Origin of the sequence: Ramlibacter humi (assembly GCF_004681975.1) — a bacterium.
Classification (GTDB): domain Bacteria; phylum Pseudomonadota; class Gammaproteobacteria; order Burkholderiales; family Burkholderiaceae_C; genus Ramlibacter; species Ramlibacter humi.
Map to the genome: position 1 here is coordinate 472287 of NZ_SMLK01000001.1, position 20337 is coordinate 492623.

The window sequence follows — 20337 nt, forward strand, 5'->3', positions numbered from 1 at the left end:
ATGACGAATGACGCGGCCGCGCCGCATGACCTCGCCTGCCGGCATCGATGACAAAATGGCGGGCGCGGCCCAGTCATTGCGTCATTGAGCGGCGAGGCCGCAAAGTCATTCGTCATTGCTCGAACACACCAAGGGAACCCATCCATGCCATCGTCGCCCGCCCACAAGCGCATCCTGCTGAAGCTTTCGGGTGAAGCGCTGATGGGGGACGACGCCTTCGGCATCAACCGCGCGACCATCGTGCGCATGGTCGAGGAGGTGGCCGAGGTCGTGAACAGCGGCGTGCAGGTCGCGGTGGTCATCGGCGGCGGCAACATCTTCCGCGGCGTGGCCGGCGGCTCGGTCGGCATGGACCGCGCCACGGCCGACTACATGGGCATGCTGGCCACCGTGATGAACGCGCTGGCCCTGGCCGACACCATGGACAAGTCGGGCCTCACCGCCCGCGTGATGTCCGCCATCGCCATCGAGCAGGTCGTGGAGCCGTACGTGCGGCCCAAGGCGCTGCAGTACCTGGAAGAAGGCAAGGTGGTGATCTTCGCCGCCGGCACGGGCAACCCCTTCTTCACCACCGACACCGCCGCGGCGCTGCGCGGCGCCGAGATCGGCGCCGAGCTGGTGCTCAAGGCGACCAAGGTGGACGGCGTGTATTCGGCCGACCCGAAGAAGGACCCGTCCGCCAGGCGCTACAGCAAGATCACGTTCGACGACGCGATGGCGCAGAACCTGGGGATCATGGACGCCACGGCGTTCGCGCTGTGCCGTGACCAGAAGCTGCCGATCAAGGTCTTCTCCATCTTCAAGCACGGCGCCCTCAAGCGCGTGGTGATGGGCGAGGACGAGGGCACCCTGGTCTACGCCTGACGCACAAGACAAGAGGAAGGAGAGCGAGATGGCCACCATCGCCGAGACCAAGAAATCCACCGAGGGCAAGATGGACCAGTCCATCGCCGCCTTCAAGAACAACCTCGCCAAGATCCGCACCGGCCGCGCCAGCCCCGGCCTGCTCGACAGCGTGCAGGTCGACTACTACGGCTCCATGGTGCCCATCGGCCAGGTGGCCAACGTGTCGGTGCTGGACGCCCGCACGCTGAGCGTGCAGCCCTGGGAAAAGGGCATGGGTCCCAAGATCGAGAAGGCCATCCGCGACAGCGACCTGGGCCTGAACCCCGCCTCCATGGGCGAACTCATCCGCGTGCCTATGCCGCCGATGAGCGAGGAGCGCCGCAAGGAGATGACCAAGCTCGTCCGCCACGAAGGCGAGGCCGCCAAGATCGCCGTGCGCAACCTGCGCCGCGACGCCAACGACGCGGTCAAGAAGCTGGTGAAGGACAAGGCCGCCTCGGAAGACGACCAGAAGCGCGCCGAAGGCGACATCCAGAAGGTGACCGACCGTCACATCGCCGAGATCGACAAGATGGTCGAGGCCAAGGAGCAGGAGATCATGGCGGTCTGAAGAGGTTCGGCGCTGGACGTTTCTGCGTCCAGCGTGAATCCAGCCGTCCCCCCGCTCAACGCTCGACGCCCAACGTGACGACCGTTCCCCACCACATCGCCATCGTCATGGACGGCAACGGCCGCTGGGCGACCAAGCGTTTCCTGCCGCGCGTGGCGGGCCACAAGAAGGGCGTCGATTCCCTGCGCGCCTGCGTCCGCCAATGCGGCGAGCGCGGCGTGAAGGTGCTCACGGTGTTCGCGTTCTCGTCCGAAAACTGGAGCCGCCCGCCCGAGGAGGTGTCCGGCCTGATGGAACTGCTGGCCGTCGCGCTGTCGCGCGAGGTGCCGCATCTCAAGGCCGAAGGCGTGCGCATCCATTTCGTGGGCGACCGGTCCGCGCTGTCGGAAAAGGTGCGCGCGGGCCTGCTGCAGGCCGAGGCCGCCACCGCCGGCAACACGCACCTGTTGTTCAACATCTGCTTCAACTACGGCGGCCGCTGGGACATCGCCCAGGCGGCGGCGCGGCTGGCCGAACGCGGCGAACCCATCACCGAGCGCAGCCTGGACGCGGCGATGTCGCTGTCGCACGTGCCCGACCCCGACCTGGTCATCCGCACCGGCGGCGAGCAGCGCATCAGCAATTTCCTGCTCTGGCAGGCGGCCTACAGCGAGCTCTACTTCAGCGACAAGCTGTGGCCCGACTTCGACGCCGCGGCGCTGGACGAAGCCATCGCCGATTTCGCGCGCCGCGAGAGGCGCTTCGGCCGCACCTCCGAGCAGCTGCAGCCGGCCACGGCGAAGAAGGCGGCCTGACCGTCCGGCAGGCTCGGTTCAGGCCCGCCCCAAGACAAGTCCAGGAACATGCTCAAGCAACGCGTCATCACGGCCATCGTCCTGCTGGCCATCCTGCTGCCGGCCCTGTTCTGGCCCACCCCGATCCCGTTCGCCGCCATCGCGCTGGTGCTCATCGCCGCGGGCGCCTGGGAGTTCGGGCGCCTGAACGGCTGCAGCGACGCCGCGTCGGTCTCCATGGGCCTGTTGTGCGTCGCGCTTTGCGTGGCTGCGTGGGGCGCGGGCTGGCTGGACAAGCCGCTGCCGCTGCTGTGGACCGCCGGCGGTGCCGCATGGGTGCTGGCCGGCGGGCTGCTGCTGCGCGCCGGTGTGCGCGGCTGGCCCGGCATCCCGCGCCTGGCGCGCCTGGCGGGCGGGCTGGGCGCGCTCTGGCTCGCATGGCTGGCGGTCGCGCAGGCGCGCGTGCAAGGCATCAACTTCCTGCTGTCGATCCTGGTGCTGGTCTGGGTGGCGGACATCGCCGCGTATTTCGCCGGCCGCACCTTCGGCCTGAAGTTCACGAAGAACAAGCTGGCGCCTTCCATCAGCCCGGGCAAGAGCTGGGAAGGCGTGTGGGGCGGCATGCTGGGCGTGCTGGTGCTGGCCATCGGATGGATCGCCGCCGATGCGCACTGGCAGGCCGCCGTGCCCAGCTTCTACAGCCGCCTGGCGCAGGCCGGCTGGTGGCTGGTGGTGCTGGGCGTGGTGTTCCTCGCCGCGATGAGCGTGGTCGGCGACCTGGTCGAGTCGCTGATGAAGCGCAGCGCCGGCGCCAAGGATTCCAGTGGGCTGCTTCCTGGCCACGGCGGCGTGCTGGATCGCGTCGACGCGCTGCTGCCCACGCTGCCGCTGGCGATGATGCTGTCCGCGCAGGCGGTGCGATGAACCGCCAACGTGTCGCCATCCTGGGGGCCACCGGCTCCATCGGCGTGAACACGCTCGACGTCATCGAGCGCCACCCGGATCGCTATGAGGTCGTGGCGCTCAGCGCCGCGACGCGCGTGGAACCGCTGCTCGCGCAATGCGCGAAATTCAAGCCGCGGTTCGCGGTGATGACCGATGCCGCCGCGGCGCGCGAACTGGCCCGCCGCGTGGAAGCCGAGCGCCTGCCCGTCACCGTCCTGAGCGGCGAGGGCGCGCTTGAGAAGGTGGTGGTGCGCGACGACGTGGACACCGTCATGGCCGCCATCGTCGGCGCGGCCGGCCTGGCTTCGTGCCTGGCCGCCGCGCGCGCGGGCAAGCGGCTGCTGCTGGCCAACAAGGAAGCGCTCGTCGTCGGCGGCGACCTGTTCATGGAAGCGGTGCGCGCCGGCGGCGCCACCCTGCTGCCCATCGACAGCGAGCATTCGGCCATCTTCCAGTCGCTGCCGGAAGACGCGGCCACCTGGCAGGACAGGGTGGACAAGATCATCCTCACGGCGTCGGGCGGCCCGTTCCGCCGGCGCGAGCCCGCCACGCTGCGCGACGTCACGCCGGACCAGGCGGTCGCCCATCCCAACTGGGTGATGGGCCGCAAGATCTCGGTGGACTCGGCCACCATGATGAACAAGGCGCTGGAAGTCATCGAGGCGCGCTACCTCTTCGGCCTGCCGCCCGAGAGGCTGGAGGTGGTGATCCACCCGCAGAGCGTCATCCACTCGATGGTGCAGTACCGCGACCACTCGGTGGTGGCGCAGCTGGGCACGCCGGACATGCGCGTGCCCATCGCGTACGGCTTGGCCTGGCCGGGGCGCATCGCCTCCGGCGCAGAGCCGCTGGACTTCACGCGGCTGGCGGACATGACGTTCGAGTCGCTGGACAGCCATGGCCACCGCGAGCGTTTCCCCGGCCTGCAACTGGCCTGGGATGCGCTGCGCGGCCCGGCAGGCACCACGGCCGTGCTGAACGCGGCCAACGAGGAAGCGGTGGCCGCGTTCCTGGACCGCCGCATCCGCTTCGACCAGATCCATGGCGTGAACCTTGCAACTTTGGAGCGCGTTTCGCCCTCCAAGCCGCGGGAGCTCGCCGACCTGCTGGCGCTGGACGCGCGGGCGCGGCAGGCCGCGCGGGACGCCATCGCGGTCGCCGGCTGAGTTCCCGCGAGGACTCATCCCATGCTCACCATCGTCGCTTTCATCGTCGCCCTGGGCCTGCTCGTGGCGGTTCACGAATGGGGCCACTACCGCGTGGCGGTGGCGTGCGGCGTGAAGGTGCTGCGCTTCTCGGTCGGTTTCGGCACGACGCTGTACCGCTGGAAGCCGAAGAAGCAGCGCCCCAATCAGGACACGGAATTCGTCATCGGCGCCTTCCCGCTGGGCGGCTACGTGCGCATGCTGGACGAACGCGAAGCGCCGGTCGCGCCCGGGGAAAGGCACCTGGCGTTCAACACGCAGCCGCTGCGCTCGCGAGCCCTGATCGTCGCGGCCGGTCCCGCGGCCAACCTGCTGCTGGCCGTGTTTCTTTACGCGGTCGTCGCCTGGTGGGGCACGATGGAACCGCAGGCGATCCTCGCGTCGCCCGTGGCGGGTTCGGTGGCGCAGCAGGCCGGCCTGCACGGCGGCGAGACGGTCACGCGCGCGGGCTTCGATGGCGAACCGGCTGCGCCGGTGCGGTCATTCGAGGACGTGCGCTGGCTGCTCACGCGCGGGGCGCTCGACGCGCGCGACGTGCGCCTGGCCGTGACGGAGCCGGGCCGCCGCGGCGAACGCGAGGTGGCGCTGCCCCTCAGCCAGCTGCAGGCGCCCGACGTTGACGCGCAGCTGTTCCGCCGCATCGGCCTGCTCGGCCCCTACACCGCGCCGGTGATCGGCGAAATCATGAAGGGCAGCGCGGCCGAGCGTGCCGGCCTGCGGCAGGGCGACGAGGTGCTGCGCGCCGGCGGCCTGGCCGTGGTCGACGCCATCCAGCTGCGCGAATGGATCCGCGCCCAGGGCGCGTCCGGCACCCCGGCTGCCGCGCCATGGACCGTGCGCCGCGACGGCCGCGAAGTTCAACTGGACGTCACGCCGGAAGTGGTGCAGGACGCCGGCAAGCGCATCGCGCGCATCGGCGCCTACGTCGGCCTGCCGCCGCAGATGGTGGAAGTGCGTTCGGGCCCGCTGGAAGGCCTGTGGCGCGGCGCGGCGAAGACCGGCGAGGTTTCGCTGCTCACGCTGAAGATGATGGGGCGCATGGTGGTGGGACAGGCGTCGCTCAGGAACCTGAGCGGGCCGCTGACGATCGCCGACTACGCGGGCAAGTCCGCTAGCCTGGGGCTGGTGCAGTACCTGGTGTTCCTGGCGATGATCAGCGTCAGCCTCGGCGTGCTGAATCTGCTGCCTTTGCCGGTGCTCGATGGCGGGCACCTCATGTATTATCTGTGGGAGGCGGTCACGGGGCGAAGCGTCCCGGACGCGTGGATGGAGAGGCTGCAGCGGGGCGGCGTCGCGGTGCTTCTGGTCATGATGACCATCGCGCTGTTCAACGACGTCACGCGTCTCTTCGGTTGAGAACAACAAGGCCCCTAGCGGCCAGCCCCGGGACGGCGGGGCACCCAGGACTCGATGAAGAACCAATTCAAGCGCATTCGCGCGCGCACCGTCTCGGGCATGATCGCGGCCGCTTTCGCGGTCAACGCCTGGGCCGTGGATCCCTTCACCGTCCGCGACATCCGCGTCGAGGGCTTGCAGCGCGTGGAACCGGGCACGGTCTTCGCCTCGCTGCCATTCCGCGTCGGTGACCAGTACAACGACGAAAAGGGCTCCGCCGCCATCCGCGCGCTGTTCGGCCTGGGCCTGTTCAAGGACGTGCGGCTGGAAGTCTCCGGCGACGTGCTGGTGGTCATCGTCGAGGAACGCCCGACGGTGGCCGACGTCGACTTCGCCGGCGCGCGCGAGTTCGACAAGGACACCCTGCGCAAGGCCCTGCGCGATTCGGGCATCGCCGAGGGCCGCCCCTACGACCAGGCGCTGGCCGACCGCGCCGAGCAGGAACTGCGCCGCCAGTACATCAACCGCAGCCTGTACGGCGCCGAGGTGGTCACCACCGTCACGCCCATGGAGCGCAACCGCGTCAACCTCACCTTCACGATCACCGAAGGCGAGCCGGCGCGCATCCGCGACATCCGTATCGTGGGCAACCACGCCTTCAGCGAGGGCACCCTCAAGGGCCTGTTCGACCTGGACACCGGCGGCTGGCTGTCCTGGTACACCAAGTCCGACCGCTACTCGCGCTCCAAGCTCAATGCCGACCTGGAGAGCCTGCGTTCGTACTACCTGAACCGCGGCTACCTGGAATTCCGCATCGATTCCACCCAGGTGGCCATCTCGCCGAACAAGCAGGACATCACCATCACGGTGAACGTCACCGAAGGCGAGCGCTTCGTCGTCAGCGGCGTGAAGCTGGAAGGCAACTACCTCGGCAAGGAAGACGACTTCAAGACGCTGGTGAAGATCCGGCCGGGCGAGTCGTACAACGCCGAGCAGGTGACCGAGACCACCAAGGCCTTCACCGACTATTTCGGCAGCTTCGGCTACGCCTTCGCCAACGTGGAGGCCCGCCCCGAGATCGACCGCTCGCGCAACCTGGTGGCGTTCACGCTCGTGGCCGACCCGTCGCGCCGCGCCTACGTGCGCCGCGTGAACATCGCCGGCAACAACCGCACGCGCGACGAAGTGGTCCGCCGCGAGTTCCGCCAGTTCGAATCCAGCTGGTACGACGGCGACAAGATCAAGCTCTCGCGCGACCGCATCGACCGCCTGGGCTTCTTCAAGGACATCAACATCGAGACGGCGGACGTGCCCGGCGCGCCCGACCAGGTGGACCTGAACGTCACGGTGGCCGAGAAGCCCACCGGCAGCCTGACGCTGTCGGCCGGCTTCTCCAGCGCCGAGAAGCTCGGCCTGGGCTTCGGCATCAAGCAGGAGAACGCGTTCGGCTCCGGCCAGTACCTGAGCGCCGAGGTCAACACCAGCAAGTACAACCGCACGATCGCGCTCACCTCGGTCGACCCGTACTTCACGCAGGACGGGGTCTCGCGCACGATCGACATCTACCACCGCAGCTCCAAGCCGTACGAGCAGCAGGGCGGCAACTACGAGCTGGCCACCACCGGCCTGGGCCTGCGCTTCGGCGTGCCGTTCAGCGAGCTGGACACGGTGTACTTCGGCGCGACCGTGGAGCGCACCCAGCTCAAGCCCGGCACCAACATCCCGGCGGCGTACCTGGCCTACGCCGAATCGGTCGGCTACACCAGCTACGGCGTGCCGCTGACGGTGGGCTGGACGCGCGACGACCGCGACAGCGCCATCGCGCCCACCACCGGCCGCCTGCAGCGCGTGTCCGGCGAACTGGGCCTGATCGCCGACGCGCGCTACGGCCGTGCGTCGTACCAGTACCAGCAGTACATCCCGCTGAACAAGCAGTACACGCTGGCCATCAACGGCGAACTGGGGTTGGGCAAGGCCATCGGCGGACACCTCTACCCGGTTTTCAAGAACTTCTACTCCGGTGGCCTGGGTTCGGTGCGCGGCTTCGAGCAGGGCACGCTGGGCCCGCGCGACGTCACCGGCGCGTCCATCGGCGGCACGAAGAAGATCACCCTGAACGCCGAGCTGTTCGTGCCGTTCCCCGGCGCGGGCAACGACCGCACGCTGCGCCTCTTCGGCTTCGTCGACGCGGGCAACGTGTACGGCGACAACGAAAAGATCGACTTCAGCCTGATGCGTGTCGCCACGGGCGTGGGCGTGTCCTGGATTTCGCCCATCGGTCCCCTGCGCCTCGCCATTGCCCAGCCGGTGCGGAAATTCGCCGGGGATAGAATCCAGCGTCTGCAATTCCAGATCGGAACCTCTTTCTGATGAAGTACCTGAGCCGTCTCAAGCTTTGGACCCTGGTCGGCGCGCTGGCGCTGTCGATGCCCGCGCTGGCGCAGGAAGCCTTCCGCGTCGGGTTCGTCAATACCGACCGCATCTTCCGCGAAGCCAATTCCGCCAAGTCTGCCCAGGCCAAGCTGGAGCAGGAGTTCTCGCGCCGCGAAAAGGAACTGGGCGACATGGGCAATTCGCTCAAGAACGCCTCCGACAAGTTCGAGCGCGAAGCCCCCACGCTGTCCGAAAGCCAGCGCCAGCAGCGCCAGAAGCAGCTGGTCGACCAGGACCGCGAATTCCAGCGCAAGCGCCGCGAGTACCAGGAAGACCTGACCGCCCGCCGCAACGAGGAACTGCAGCAGGTCCTCGAGCGCGCCAACCGCGTCGTCAAGCAGGTGGCCGAGCAGGAGAAGTACGACCTCATCATCCAGGAAGCGGTCTACATCAACCCCAAGCACGACATCACCGACAAGGTGATCAAGGCGCTCAACGCCGCCAAGTGAGGCTTCCATGCTCCGCCTGGGCGACATCGTGGACTCGCTCGGTGGGCAGCTTCATGGCGACCGCGGCGCCGCCATCGAAGGGCTGGCGCCGCTCGAATCGGCCGGTCCTTCCCAGCTCAGCTTCCTGAGCAACCCCCGCTACCAGCAGCAGCTGGCCGCCTCGCGCGCCGGCTGCGTCATCGTCTCCCCGGCCCTGCAGGAAGCCGCGCTCGCCCGCGGCGCGGCCATCGTGGCGGACGACCCTTACCTCTACTACGCGCGCGTCACGCAGCTGTGGAAGGCGCGCCGGGCGCCGGCAGGCGCCGGCGGCATCCATGCCAGCGCGGTGGTGGACCCGGCGGCCCACGTCGACCCCACCGCCACCATAGGGCCGCTGTGCGTCGTCGAGCGCGGTGCGCGCATCGGCGCCGGCACCGTGCTCAAGTCGCGCGTCACCGTGGCCGAGGACTGCATCATCGGCGCCCGCTGCCTGCTGCACCCGGGCGTGGTCATCGGCGCCGACGGCTTCGGCTTCGCGCCCCGCCAGGGGGAGTGGGAAAAGATCGAGCAGCTGGGCGCGGTGCGCATCGGCGACGACGTGGAGATCGGCGCCAACACCTGCATCGACCGCGGTGCGCTGGCCGACACCCTCGTCGAGGACGGCGTGAAGATCGACAACCTGGTGCAGGTCGGGCACAACGTGCGCATCGGCCGCCACACGGCCATCGCGGGCTGCGCGGGCATCGCGGGCAGCGCCAGCATCGGCGCCTACTGCACCATCGGCGGCAGCGCGGGCATCCTGGGGCACCTGACGCTGGCCGACCGCGTGCACGTGTCGTCGTTCTCGCTGGTCACGCGGTCCATCCTCAAGCCCGGCCATTACACCGGCGTGTTTCCCATCGACGAGAATGCGGCCTGGGAGAAGAACGCCGCGTCGCTGAAGCAACTGCATGCGCTGCGCGACCGCGTGAGAGCCCTCGAGAAAAAATCATGACGATGGACATCCACCAGATCCTCAAGCAGTTGCCGCACCGCTACCCCATCCTGCTGGTGGACCGCGTGCTGGACATCCAGCTGGGCAAGAGCATCCGCGCGATCAAGAACGTGACGATCAACGAGCCGTTCTTCACCGGCCACTTCCCGCACCGCCCGGTGATGCCGGGCGTGCTGATGCTGGAAGCCATGGCCCAGTCGGCCGCGCTGCTGTCCTTTGCCACCCAGGGCGTCACGCCCGACGACAAGACCGTGTACTACTTTGCCGGCATCGACGCGGCCCGCTTCAAGCGGCCCGTGGAGCCGGGCGACCAGCTGGTCATGGACGTGCAGCTCGAGCGCGCCAAGGCCGGCATCTACAAGTTCAAGGGCGTCACGCGCGTGGGCGAGGACATCGCCTGCGAAGCGGAACTGATGTGCACGATGAGGACCGTCGCCTGATGGCGGGCATCCACCCGGCCGCCATCGTCGATCCCAAGGCGCAGATCGACGCCGGCGTCACGATCGGCCCGTTCAGCATCGTCGGCCCCGACGTGAAGATCGGCGCCGGCACCACGGTGGGCCCGCACACGGTGATCGAAGGCCGTACCACCATCGGCCACGACAACCGCATCTTCCAGTTCGTCTCGCTGGGCTCGGCCAACCAGGACAAGAAGTACCGCGGCGAACCGACGGAGCTGGTCATCGGCGACCGCAACGTCATCCGCGAATACAGCACTTACCAGGTGGGCACGGTGCAGGGCGGCGGCGTCACGCGGCTGGGCAACGACAACTGGATGATGGCCTACACCCACCTGGCGCACGACTGCCTGGTGGGCGACAACACCATCTTCGCCAACAACGCGCAGATCGCCGGCCACGTCGAGGTGGGCGACTTCGTGATCCTGGGCGCGTACACCTGCGTGCACCAGTTCGTGCGTATCGGCGCGCACGGCATGACGGCGATGGGTTCGGTGCTGCTGGCCGAGCAGCCGCCTTTCGTCATGAGCGAAGGCAACCCGGCGCAGGCGCGCTCGATGAACTACGAAGGCCTGCGCCGCCGCGGCTTCTCGGCCGCGCGCGTGGCGGCGGTGAAAACCATGCACAAGGCGCTGTACCGCGAAGGCCTGACGCTGGAGCAAGCCACCCAGCGCATCCACGCGCTGGCGGCGGAAACGCCCGAAGCCGCGCCCGATGTGCAGCTGATGGCGGAGTTCCTCGCCCGCGTCTCGCCGCAGCGCGGCATCGTCCGCTGACCCATGGATCCCCGGGTAGCGCTGGCCGCGGGTGAGGCGTCCGGCGACCTGTTGGCGGGGCTGCTGCTGTCGGGCATGCGCCGGCGCTGGCCGGACCTTTCTTCCTTCGGCATCGGCGGGCCGCAGATGGCCGCGCACGGCTTCCAGGCCTGGTGGCCGTACGAGAAGCTCGCGGTGCGCGGCTACGTCGAGGTGCTGCGGCACTACCCCGAGATCGTCGGCATCCGCCGCAAGCTGAAGGAAAGGCTGCTGCGCGAGAGGCCGCAGCTGTTCATCGGCGTGGATGCGCCGGACTTCAACCTCGACCTCGAAGCCGGCCTGCGCGCCGCGGGCATCCGCACCGTGCACTTCGTCTGCCCGGCCATCTGGGCCTGGCGGCCCGAGCGCATCGACAAGATCCGCCGTGCCTGCGACCACGTGCTGTGCATCTTCCCGTTCGAGCCCGAACTGCTGGCGCGCTCGGGCGTGCACGCCACCTACGTCGGCCATCCGCTGGCCGCCGTCATCCCGCTGGAGCCCGACCGCCTGGCGGCACGCGTGGCCATCGGCTTGCCGGCGGAAGCGGAGGTCGTCGCCATCCTGCCGGGCAGCCGGCGCGCCGAGGTCCAGCACCTGGCGCGGCCGTTTTTCGAAGCGGCGCGGCTGCTGCGCGGCCAGCGCCCCGGCATCCGCTTCGTGGTGCCCGCGCTGCCGGCGCTCAAGCCCGCCATCCTGGCGGCGGCACGGCAGGCCGGGCTGGGCGAGGAGCTGCTGGTGCTGGACGGCCGTTCGCACGAGGCGCTGGCCGCCTGCGACCTGACGCTCATCGCCAGCGGCACGGCCACGCTGGAAGCGGCGCTGTTCAAGCGGCCGATGGTCATCGCCTACCGCATGAACGAACTGAGCTGGCGCATCACGCGGCGAAAGCAGCTGCAGCCCTGGGTGGGGCTGCCCAACATCCTGGCCGAGGAGTTTGTGGTGCCCGAGTTGCTGCAGCACGACGCGACCCCGCAAGCGCTGGCCACCTCCCTGTTGGAATGGCTCGCTTCGCCTGACAGAATGCAGGCGGTCCGGGAGAGGTTCACCGTGCTGCACCACCGGCTGCGGCGCGACACGGCGGCCCTGGCGACGGACGCGATCGGAAAAGTCATCGCGAATGCGAGCTAAGAAATTGACGAAGGGCGAGCAGGCTCGCCTGGCATGGGACCCGGCCGGCCTGATGGCGGGCGTGGACGAGGCGGGCCGCGGCCCGCTGGCGGGGCCGGTGGTGGCCGCCGCCGTCATCCTGGACGACGGCAAGCGCATCCGCGGCCTGGCCGATTCCAAGGTGCTGACGGCGCTGACGCGCGAGCGCCTGTACGACCAGATCATGGACAAGGCGCTGTGCTGCTCGGTCGCCGAGGCCAGCGTCGCCGAGATCGACGAGCTGAACATCTACCACGCCACCATGCTGGCGATGAAGCGCGCCGTGGAGGGCCTTCGCCTGAAGCCGGTCAAGGTGCTGGTGGACGGCAACGCGCTCCCCCGCATCGAGGTGCTCGCCGAAGCCATCGTCGGCGGCGACGCCAAGGTGAAGTCCATCTCCGCGGCCTCCATCCTGGCCAAGGTGCACCGCGACCGCCTGCTGGCGAAGCTGCACGACGAATACCCGCAGTACGGTTTCGCCTCGCACAAGGGCTACAGCACGCCCGAGCATCTGGCGGCGCTGCGCGCGCACGGTGCCTGCGTGCACCACCGCAAGTTCTTCGCGCCGGTCGCGGCGACGTTCACGCCCGCCGGCGCGCAGCCGGCCGTGACGATCCAGGTCACCGTGCAGTGACGGAAGCCGCGCCCGCGGTCATCCGCTCCACCGACAACCCGCAGTTCCGCTCGCTGCGCTTGCTGGCGCAGGACAACACCGCCTGGCGCAAGCAGGGCCGCGTGTGGCTGGAAGGCGACCACCTCGCGCGCGCGGCGCTGGCGCGCGGCGTGCGGCCGCTGCTGGCGGTGTACGCCGAGTCGTGCCGCGAAAGGCTGGACTCGCCGGCACGCGTGCTGGTGCTGGCCGATCCGCTGTTTCGCGCGCTCAGCGGCCTGGAGTCGCCGGCCGCCATGGCGTTCGTCATCCCGGTGCCCGAGCCGCGCGCCGTCGACGCGCATGCGCCCACCGTGGTGCTGGACCGCGTGCAGGACGCCGGCAACGTGGGCGCCATCCTGCGCAGCGCGGCCGCCTTCGGTTTCACGCAGGTGGTCGCGCTCAAGGGCTCGGCTTCGCTGTGGTCGCCCAAGGTCGTGCGCGCCGGCATGGGGGCGCACTTCGCGCTGGCGCTGCACGACGCGGCCCTGCCCGAGGCGCTGGATTCGCTGAAGGTGCCGCTGCTGGCCACCAGCTCGCATGCCGGCGATCTGCTCCATCGCGCCGCGCTGCCCTGGCCCTGCGCGTGGCTGCTGGGCCATGAAGGGCAGGGCGTGTCGCCGGACGTGGCGGCACGCGCGGCGATGTCGGTGCGCATCGCGCAGCCCGGCGGCGAGGAGTCGCTGAACGTGGCCGCCGCCGCCGCCATCTGCCTGCACGCCAGCGCCGCCGCGCGCGCGGGCTGATTGCCCCCGCGGCGGCGGGAACGCTTCGGTGGCGGGCTATAATCAGAGGCTTTCCCGCAAACCCGTACGCCTAGCGCAGCCCCAGCTCCTCCCCTGAACAAAAGCAACACCGGACGGTAGTTTGTCCGGCTGTGGTTTGGGCGTACCCGCACCTACCGGAGAACCCAGTGCTTTTGTCCCAGCAGCGAGCCCTCCCTCCCGCCCTCCTGGCGCTCGCAGACGGCACGGTCTTTCCTGGCACTTCGATCGGCGCCGCAGGCACCACGACCGGCGAGGTCGTGTTCAACACCGCGATCACCGGCTACCAGGAAATCCTCACCGACCCCAGCTACGCGCAGCAGATCGTCACGCTGACGTATCCGCACATCGGCAACTATGGCGTCAACGAAGAGGACGTCGAGGCGGCCAAGGTCTACGCGGCCGGCCTCATCATCCGCGACCTGCCGCTGGTCGCTTCCAACTTCCGCAGCCACCTCACGCTGACCGAGTACCTGCAGCGCGAGAACACGGTCGGCATCGCCGACATCGACACGCGCAAGCTCACGCGCATCCTGCGCACCAAGGGCGCGCAGAGCGGCTGCCTCGTCGGCCTGAAGCCCGGCGAGGAGATCGCGCCCGGGCTGATCGAGCGCGCCGTCGCCGAAGCCCGCAAGGCGCCCGCGATGAACGGGCTGGACCTGGCCAAGGTCGTGTCGGTCGACAAGGACTACGGCTGGGACCAGACCGAGTGGCAGCTGGGCGCCGGCTACGGCCATCTCGACCAGCCGAAGTACCACGTCGTGGCGTTCGACTACGGCGTGAAGAAGAACATCCTGCGCATGCTGGCCGAGCGCGGCTGCAAGGTCACCGTGGTGCCGGCGCAGACGCCCGCGGCCGAAGTGAAGAAGCTCAAGCCCGACGGCGTGTTCCTCTCCAACGGCCCCGGCGATCCGGAGCCTTGCGACTACGCCATCGCGGCGACGAAGGAACTGATCGAGGACGGCTACCCGACGTTCGGCATCTGCCTGGGCCACCAGATCATGGCGCTGGCTTCGGGTGCGAAGACCTTCAAGATGAAGTTCGGCCACCACGGCGCCAATCACCCGGTGAAGGACCTGGACAACGGCCGCGTTTCGATCACCAGCCAGAACCACGGCTTCGCGGTGGACGAGAAGACGCTGCCCGCGAACATGCGCGCCACGCACGTCAGCCTGTTCGACGGCACGCTGCAGGGCCTGGAGCGCACCGACAAGCCCGCGTTCTGCTTCCAGGGCCACCCGGAAGCTTCGCCCGGCCCGCACGACATCGGCTACCTGTTCGACAAGTTCACCGGCCTGATGGACCAGAAGAAGTAAGCCATGCCCAAGCGCCAAGACATCAAGAGCATCCTCATCATCGGCGCCGGCCCGATCATCATCGGCCAGGCGTGCGAGTTCGACTACTCCGGCGTGCAGGCCTGCAAGGCGCTGCGCGAGGAGGGCTTCAAGGTCATCCTGATCAACAGCAACCCCGCGACGATCATGACCGACCCGGCCACGGCCGACGTCACCTACATCGAGCCCATCACCTGGCAGACGGTCGAGAAGATCATCGCCAAGGAAAAGCCCGACGCCATCCTGCCCACCATGGGCGGCCAGACCGCGCTGAACTGCGCGCTGGACCTGTGGCGCAACGGTGTGCTGGAGAAGCACAAGGTCGAACTGATCGGCGCCACCCCGCACGCCATCGACAAGGCCGAGGACCGCCAGAAGTTCAAGGAGGCGATGACCAAGATCGGTCTCGGTTCCGCCCGCTCGGGCATCGCGCATTCCATGGACGAGGCCTGGGCGGTGCAGAAGAGCGTGGGCTTCCCCACCGTCATCCGCCCCAGCTTCACGCTGGGCGGCACCGGCGGCGGCATCGCCTACAACCCCGAGGAATTCGAGGTCATCTGCAAGCGCGGCCTGGAAGCTTCGCCCACCAACGAGCTGCTGATCGAGGAATCGCTGCTCGGCTGGAAGGAGTACGAGATGGAAGTGGTCCGCGACAAGGCGGACAACTGCATCATCGTCTGCTCCATCGAGAACCTGGATCCGATGGGCGTGCACACCGGCGACTCCATCACCGTCGCGCCGGCGCAGACGCTCACCGACAAGGAATACCAGATCATGCGCAACGCCTCGCTGGCGGTGCTGCGCGAGATCGGCGTGGACACGGGCGGCTCCAACGTGCAGTTCTCGGTCAACCCGAAGGACGGCCGCATGATCGTCATCGAGATGAACCCGCGCGTGTCGCGGTCCTCGGCGCTGGCGTCCAAGGCCACGGGCTTCCCCATCGCCAAGGTCGCGGCCAAGCTGGCCGTGGGCTACACGCTGGACGAGCTGCGCAACGAGATCACCGGCGGCGCCACGCCGGCTTCGTTCGAGCCTTCCATCGACTACGTCGTCACCAAGATCCCGCGCTTCGCGTTCGAGAAGTTCCCGGCCGCCGACAGCCGCCTCACCACGCAGATGAAGTCGGTGGGCGAGGTGATGGCCATGGGCCGCACCTTCCAGGAATCGTTCCAGAAGGCGCTGCGCGGGCTGGAAGTCGGCGTCGACGGCATGAACGAGAAGACGCAGGACCGCGAGGTGCTGGAAAAGGAACTGGGCGAGCCGGGCCCCGAACGCATCTGGTACGTGGGCGATGCCTTCGCGGCCGGCTGGAGCGTGGACGAGGTTCACGACCTGACGAAGATCGACAAGTGGTTCCTGGTGCAGATCGAGGAGATCGTGAAGATCGAACTCGAGCTGGACAAGATCGCCGAAAGCAAGGGCGAGGGCGCACTGGCGTCTCTGGACAAGGACACGCTGCGCCTGCTCAAGCGCAAGGGCTTCTCCGACCGCCGCCTGGCCAAGCTGCTGAAGACCACCGACAAGGCCGTGCGCGAGCTGCGCAAGAAGCTGGGCGTGCGCCCGGTCTACAAGCGCGTGGACACCTGCGCCGCCGAGTTCGCCACCAACACCGCCTACATGTACTCGACCTACGAGGACGAGTGCGAAGCGGAGCCGACCAACAAGAAGAAGATCATGGTGCTGGGTGGCGGGCCCAACCGCATCGGCCAGGGCATCGAGTTCGACTACTGCTGCGTGCACGCCGCGCTGGCGTTGCGCGAGGACGGGTACGAGACCATCATGGTCAACTGCAACCCGGAAACCGTCTCCACCGACTACGACACCTCCGACCGCCTGTATTTCGAGCCGCTGACGCTGGAAGACGTGCTGGAGATCGTCGACAAGGAAAAGCCCACCGGCGTCATCGTGCAGTACGGCGGCCAGACGCCGCTGAAGCTGGCGCTGGGCCTGGAGCGCGAAGGCGTGCCCATCGTCGGCACCAGCCCCGACATGATCGACGCGGCGGAAGACCGCGAGCGCTTCCAGAAGCTGCTGCACGAACTGGGCCTGCGCCAGCCGCCCAACGCGACGGCCCGTACCGAAGCCGACGCGCTGGAGAAAGCCCAGGCGCTGGGCTATCCGCTGGTGGTGCGTCCCAGCTACGTGCTGGGCGGCCGCGCGATGGAGATCGTGCACGAGCAGCGCGACCTCGAGCGCTACATGCGCGAGGCGGTGAAAGTCTCCAACGACTCGCCCGTGCTGCTGGACCGCTTCCTCAACGACGCCATCGAGTGCGACGTCGACTGCCTGTCCGACGGCCAGCGCACCTTCATCGGCGGCGTGATGGAGCACATCGAGCAGGCCGGCGTGCACTCTGGCGACTCTGCGTGTTCGCTGCCGCCGTACTCGCTGTCCAAGGCGACGGTTGACGAACTCAAGCGCCAGACGGCCGCCATGGCCAAGGCGCTGAACGTGGTCGGCCTGATGAACGTGCAGTTCGCCATCCAGGAAAAGGACGGGCAGGACGTCATCTTCGTGCTCGAGGTGAACCCGCGCGCGTCGCGCACCGTGCCTTACGTCAGCAAGGCCACCGGCATCCAGCTGGCCAAGGTGGCCGCGCGCTGCATGGTCGGCCAGTCACTGGAATCGCAGGGCATCCGCGAGGAAGTGACGCCGCCTTACTTCAGCGTGAAGGAAGCGGTGTTCCCGTTCGTGAAGTTCCCCGGCGTGGACACCATCCTCGGCCCCGAGATGAAGTCCACCGGAGAGGTGATGGGCGTGGGCAAGACCTTCGGCGAGGCATTCGTGAAGAGCCAGCTGGGCGCCGGCACGCGCCTGCCGCGCCCCAGCGACGCTTCGAAAAAGGTGTTCCTCACGGTGAAGAACAGCGACAAGCCGCGAGCGGTGGACATCGCCCGCCAGCTGGCCGGCATGGGCTTCGAGCTGGTCGCCACCAAGGGCACGGCCGCGGCCATCGCCGCGGCGGGCATCGCCTGCCAGACCGTGAACAAGGTCGCCGAAGGCCGCCCGCACGTGGTGGACATGATCAAGAACAACGAGATCTGCATGGTGATCAACACGGTCGAGGAGCGCCGCAACGCCATCGCCGACTCGCGCGCCATCCGCACCTCGGCACTGCTGGCCCGCGTGACCACCTTCACCACCATCGCGGGCGCCGAAGCGGCCGTGGAAGGCATGAAGTACATGGACCACCTGGATGTGTATTCGGTCCAGGAGCTTCACGCACAACTCGCCTGACGCCAATGACCGACCCCGTCCTCGTGCTGCAGCTGTGTGAATGGGCAGGTGCCGTGCACGAGGCCGGCTGGGCGGCGGCGGTCGAAGCCGGGCGGGTGCTGTACTTCCCCCGGCTCGCGTTCGAGCTCGGCGCCGGCGAGCGGCAGCTGCTGGCGCCGCAATTGCTCGCGCAGGGCGTGCGCAACATCAGCCTGGATGCGGCCGGGCAGCTCAAGGGAGCGGCCGGCGGCCCCGAAGTCGAGACGAAGGTCAAGGGCATGCTGCGGCGTTTCGCGCAGGACGCGCGGTCGCTCGTGCGCGGCCTTTTTCCCGCCTATGACCCCGCGCTGCGCGCGGCGCCGACCAGCCTGCGTCCGGCGGAAGTGGCGACGCGCGAGCAGTCGGTGCGCGCGGACGACCGCCGCCTGCACGTCGATGCGTTCCCCAGCCGTCCCAATCGCGGCGAGCGCATCCTGCGCGTGTTCACCAACATCAACCCGGACGGGCAGCCGCGCGTGTGGCGGGTCGGCGAGCCGTTCGAGGACCTGGCGCGCCATTACCTGCCGCAGCTGCCGGCGTACCGGCCGTGGCAGGCGGCGCTGCTGAACCGGTTGAAGGTCACGAAATCGCTGCGCAGCGAGTACGACCACCTGATGCTGCAACTGCACGACCGCATGAAGGCCGACGAGCGCTACCAGCGCGAAGCGCCGCAGGCCACCGTGCAATTCGCCGCCGGCGCCACCTGGGTCTGCTTCTCCGACCACACCCTGCATGCCGCCATGTCGGGCCAGTACATGCTGGAGCAGACGTTCCACCTGCCCGTGGCGGCGCAGTACGACCCGGCCGCCAGCCCGCTCGCCATCCTCACGCGCCTGGCCGGCCGGCCGCTGAAGGGCGCGCCACTGCCCGTGCGGGCCTGAGACTTCGCCGCCGGGCGCAGTTCGGTATCATTGCCCCTGAAACACCGCCGGTCGGCAACGTCCGGCGGTTTTGCTTTTGCTTTTGAGGACGAACAGAGACATGGCCACCATCCCCATCACCAAGCGCGGCGCCGAGAAGCTGAAGGCCGAGCTGCACGAGCTGAAGACCGTGCAGCGGCCCTGGGTGATCAATGCCATCGCCGAGGCGCGGGCGCAGGGTGACCTCTCGGAGAACGCCGAGTACGACGCCGCCAAGGACCGCCAGGGCTTCATCGAAGGCCGCATCCGCGAGCTGGAAGGCAAGCTGGCGGCCGCGCAGGTCATCGACCCGTCGCGGCTGGACGCCGGCGGCAAGGTGGTGTTCGGCGCCACGGTCGAGCTGGAGGAAGAGGACTCCGGCGAGAAGGTGAAGTACCAGATCGTCGGCGAGGACGAAGCCGACCTGAAGGACGGCCTGATCAACATCTCCAGCCCGATCGCCCGCGCGCTGATCGGCAAGGAGGAGGGCGACACCGCCGAGGTGCAGGCGCCCGGCGGCCTCAAGCGCTACGAAATCGTCGCCGTCCACTACCTCTGAAGCCCATGGCCTGGCGACAGCGCCTTCCGGTGCTCGCGGCGGCCCTGTGGTGGGGCGGCCTCACCGCCATCGGCGGCATTGCCGTTCCCCTGCTTTTCGCCACGCTGCCCACACCCGCACAGGCGGGACAGGTGGCGGCCCGGCTGTTTTCGGCGCTGACCTGGATCGGCCTCGGCTGCGGGCTGGTGATGCTGGTGGCTTCGCGCGAGAGGGGCGAGGCGCCGCGCATGGACTGGGCCCGTGGCGCGCTGGTGTTCGTGCTGGCCGGCATGCTGCTGGCCCTGCTGTCGGAGTTCGCCGTCGCGCCGCGCATCGTGGCGCGCGAGAACCTTCGGCTGTGGCACGGCGTGGGCAGCGCGCTGTTCGGGCTGCAGTGGGTCTGCGCGCTGGTGGCGCTGTGGAAGGCGGTGGGCGCCGCCGGCCGCCCGGCGGATTAGTCCAGCCGGCCCTTCTTCACCGATTTCTGCTTGGGCTTGGCCCGCTTCACCTGCCCGCCGGGCGTGAGGCGCTGGTTGCCCAGCACGCGCAGGGTCTTCACTTCCGGCCGCTGGCCGCCGCGCTTGCTGTACTTCAGCACCTTGAAGTCGCGCGGGCCGGGCTTGCGGTCTTCGTCGACCGCCTTGTCCTTCTTGGGCTTGGGCCGCCACAGCACCAGCAGCTTGCCGATGTGCTGGATGGGCGCGGCGCCCAGCTGGTCGGCCAGCTGCTCGTACATGGCCTGGCGCGCTTCGCGGTCGTCGCCCAGGACCCGTACCTTGATCAGGCCGTGCGCGTTCAGCGCCGCGTCGGTTTCCTTGACGATGGCCGGCGTCAGGCCGTCGTTGCCGATCATCACCACCGGATCGAGGTGGTGGGCTTCGGCGCGATGCGCCTTTCGTTCGGCGATGGTGAGGATCAGGGCAGGCATGGG

The 20337-nt window shown here is 68.7% G+C and carries 20 protein-coding genes; 19 read left to right on the forward strand and 1 reads right to left on the reverse strand.

Features of this window, described 5'->3' with window-relative positions:
- Nucleotides 1-144 precede the first annotated feature (144 nt).
- From pyrH to EZ216_RS02345, 19 genes are all read left to right on the forward strand, one after another.
- The gene (gene pyrH, locus EZ216_RS02255) at nt 145-864 is read left to right on the forward strand and encodes a UMP kinase (protein ID WP_135247947.1); all 720 of its coding nucleotides are present in this window, start codon (nt 145-147) and stop codon (nt 862-864) included.
- A gap of 28 nt (nt 865-892) precedes the next feature.
- On the forward strand, nt 893-1456 hold the full coding sequence (gene frr, locus EZ216_RS02260; RefSeq protein ID WP_135247948.1) for a ribosome recycling factor: 564 nt from the start codon (nt 893-895) through the stop codon (nt 1454-1456).
- 107 nt (nt 1457-1563) lie between these two features.
- Nucleotides 1564-2250, forward strand: coding sequence for a polyprenyl diphosphate synthase (gene uppS, locus EZ216_RS02265; protein ID WP_239024290.1), 687 nt, complete (start codon nt 1564-1566; stop codon nt 2248-2250).
- A 48-nt stretch (nt 2251-2298) separates the two neighbouring features.
- Nucleotides 2299-3153, forward strand: a complete 855-nt coding sequence (locus EZ216_RS02270; protein ID WP_135247950.1) for a phosphatidate cytidylyltransferase — start codon at nt 2299-2301, stop codon at nt 3151-3153.
- Nucleotides 3150-4340, forward strand: coding sequence for a 1-deoxy-D-xylulose-5-phosphate reductoisomerase (gene ispC / locus EZ216_RS02275; RefSeq protein ID WP_135247951.1), 1191 nt, complete (start codon nt 3150-3152; stop codon nt 4338-4340). The genes EZ216_RS02270 and ispC overlap by 4 nt, the downstream gene beginning before the upstream one ends.
- Before the next feature lie 21 nt (nt 4341-4361).
- Complete coding sequence (gene rseP / locus EZ216_RS02280) at nt 4362-5735, forward strand: RIP metalloprotease RseP (RefSeq protein ID WP_135247952.1); 1374 nt, start codon at nt 4362-4364, stop codon at nt 5733-5735.
- A gap of 54 nt (nt 5736-5789) precedes the next feature.
- Entirely contained in the window at nt 5790-8084 is a 2295-nt protein-coding gene (bamA, locus tag EZ216_RS02285; protein WP_135247953.1) for an outer membrane protein assembly factor BamA, read from the forward strand.
- The gene (locus EZ216_RS02290) at nt 8084-8596 is read left to right on the forward strand and encodes an OmpH/Skp family outer membrane protein (protein WP_135247954.1); all 513 of its coding nucleotides are present in this window, start codon (nt 8084-8086) and stop codon (nt 8594-8596) included. The genes bamA and EZ216_RS02290 overlap by 1 nt, the downstream gene beginning before the upstream one ends.
- Before the next feature lie 7 nt (nt 8597-8603).
- Nucleotides 8604-9569, forward strand: coding sequence for a UDP-3-O-(3-hydroxymyristoyl)glucosamine N-acyltransferase (gene lpxD, locus EZ216_RS02295; RefSeq protein WP_135247955.1), 966 nt, complete (start codon nt 8604-8606; stop codon nt 9567-9569).
- Nucleotides 9570-9571: 2 nt separating this feature from the next.
- On the forward strand, nt 9572-10009 hold the full coding sequence (fabZ, locus tag EZ216_RS02300; protein ID WP_135247956.1) for a 3-hydroxyacyl-ACP dehydratase FabZ: 438 nt from the start codon (nt 9572-9574) through the stop codon (nt 10007-10009).
- On the forward strand, nt 10009-10803 hold the full coding sequence (gene lpxA, locus EZ216_RS02305; protein ID WP_135247957.1) for an acyl-ACP--UDP-N-acetylglucosamine O-acyltransferase: 795 nt from the start codon (nt 10009-10011) through the stop codon (nt 10801-10803). Before fabZ ends, lpxA begins: the two co-directional genes overlap by 1 nt.
- A 3-nt stretch (nt 10804-10806) precedes the next feature.
- Complete coding sequence (lpxB, locus tag EZ216_RS02310) at nt 10807-11949, forward strand: lipid-A-disaccharide synthase (protein ID WP_205959606.1); 1143 nt, start codon at nt 10807-10809, stop codon at nt 11947-11949.
- On the forward strand, nt 11939-12601 hold the full coding sequence (gene rnhB / locus EZ216_RS02315) for a ribonuclease HII (protein WP_135247958.1): 663 nt from the start codon (nt 11939-11941) through the stop codon (nt 12599-12601). The genes lpxB and rnhB overlap by 11 nt, the downstream gene beginning before the upstream one ends.
- Nucleotides 12598-13362 carry a TrmH family RNA methyltransferase gene (locus EZ216_RS02320; protein WP_135247959.1) on the forward strand — a complete coding sequence of 255 codons (765 nt, stop codon included), beginning with the start codon at nt 12598-12600 and terminating at the stop codon, nt 13360-13362. Before rnhB ends, EZ216_RS02320 begins: the two co-directional genes overlap by 4 nt.
- Nucleotides 13363-13529: 167 nt before the next feature.
- Nucleotides 13530-14696: a glutamine-hydrolyzing carbamoyl-phosphate synthase small subunit gene (gene carA, locus EZ216_RS02325; RefSeq protein WP_135247960.1), complete on the forward strand. Its 1167-nt coding sequence runs from the start codon at nt 13530-13532 to the stop codon at nt 14694-14696.
- A gap of 3 nt (nt 14697-14699) precedes the next feature.
- Nucleotides 14700-17951, forward strand: a complete 3252-nt coding sequence (carB, locus tag EZ216_RS02330; protein WP_135247961.1) for a carbamoyl-phosphate synthase large subunit — start codon at nt 14700-14702, stop codon at nt 17949-17951.
- A gap of 5 nt (nt 17952-17956) precedes the next feature.
- Entirely contained in the window at nt 17957-18850 is an 894-nt protein-coding gene (gene kdoO / locus EZ216_RS02335; protein ID WP_135247962.1) for a Kdo hydroxylase KdoO, read from the forward strand.
- 100 nt (nt 18851-18950) lie between these two features.
- Nucleotides 18951-19427: a transcription elongation factor GreA gene (gene greA / locus EZ216_RS02340; protein WP_135247963.1), complete on the forward strand. Its 477-nt coding sequence runs from the start codon at nt 18951-18953 to the stop codon at nt 19425-19427.
- Nucleotides 19428-19432: 5 nt separating this feature from the next.
- Entirely contained in the window at nt 19433-19864 is a 432-nt protein-coding gene (locus EZ216_RS02345; protein WP_135247964.1) for a DUF4149 domain-containing protein, read from the forward strand.
- On the opposite strand, the gene EZ216_RS02350 is transcribed toward EZ216_RS02345, so the two are convergent.
- Complete coding sequence (locus tag EZ216_RS02350) at nt 19861-20334, reverse strand: YhbY family RNA-binding protein (RefSeq protein WP_135247965.1); 474 nt, start codon at nt 20332-20334, stop codon at nt 19861-19863. The two genes, EZ216_RS02345 and EZ216_RS02350, sit on opposite strands and share 4 nt — an antisense overlap.
- Nucleotides 20335-20337 lie beyond the last annotated feature (3 nt).

Coding starts and splice junctions, on each gene's coding strand:
- pyrH (WP_135247947.1), top strand. CDS start 145: ATGCCATCGTCGCCCGCCCACAAGCGCATCCTGCTGAAGCTTTCGGGT.
- frr (WP_135247948.1), top strand. CDS start 893: ATGGCCACCATCGCCGAGACCAAGAAATCCACCGAGGGCAAGATGGAC.
- uppS (WP_239024290.1), top strand. CDS start 1,564: ATGGACGGCAACGGCCGCTGGGCGACCAAGCGTTTCCTGCCGCGCGTG.
- EZ216_RS02270 (WP_135247950.1), top strand. CDS start 2,299: ATGCTCAAGCAACGCGTCATCACGGCCATCGTCCTGCTGGCCATCCTG.
- ispC (WP_135247951.1), top strand. CDS start 3,150: ATGAACCGCCAACGTGTCGCCATCCTGGGGGCCACCGGCTCCATCGGC.
- rseP (WP_135247952.1), top strand. CDS start 4,362: ATGCTCACCATCGTCGCTTTCATCGTCGCCCTGGGCCTGCTCGTGGCG.
- bamA (WP_135247953.1), top strand. CDS start 5,790: ATGAAGAACCAATTCAAGCGCATTCGCGCGCGCACCGTCTCGGGCATG.
- EZ216_RS02290 (WP_135247954.1), top strand. CDS start 8,084: ATGAAGTACCTGAGCCGTCTCAAGCTTTGGACCCTGGTCGGCGCGCTG.
- lpxD (WP_135247955.1), top strand. CDS start 8,604: ATGCTCCGCCTGGGCGACATCGTGGACTCGCTCGGTGGGCAGCTTCAT.
- fabZ (WP_135247956.1), top strand. CDS start 9,572: ATGGACATCCACCAGATCCTCAAGCAGTTGCCGCACCGCTACCCCATC.
- lpxA (WP_135247957.1), top strand. CDS start 10,009: ATGGCGGGCATCCACCCGGCCGCCATCGTCGATCCCAAGGCGCAGATC.
- lpxB (WP_205959606.1), top strand. CDS start 10,807: ATGGATCCCCGGGTAGCGCTGGCCGCGGGTGAGGCGTCCGGCGACCTG.
- rnhB (WP_135247958.1), top strand. CDS start 11,939: ATGCGAGCTAAGAAATTGACGAAGGGCGAGCAGGCTCGCCTGGCATGG.
- carB (WP_135247961.1), top strand. CDS start 14,700: ATGCCCAAGCGCCAAGACATCAAGAGCATCCTCATCATCGGCGCCGGC.
- kdoO (WP_135247962.1), top strand. CDS start 17,957: ATGACCGACCCCGTCCTCGTGCTGCAGCTGTGTGAATGGGCAGGTGCC.
- greA (WP_135247963.1), top strand. CDS start 18,951: ATGGCCACCATCCCCATCACCAAGCGCGGCGCCGAGAAGCTGAAGGCC.
- EZ216_RS02345 (WP_135247964.1), top strand. CDS start 19,433: ATGGCCTGGCGACAGCGCCTTCCGGTGCTCGCGGCGGCCCTGTGGTGG.
- EZ216_RS02350 (WP_135247965.1), bottom strand. CDS start 20,334: ATGCCTGCCCTGATCCTCACCATCGCCGAACGAAAGGCGCATCGCGCC.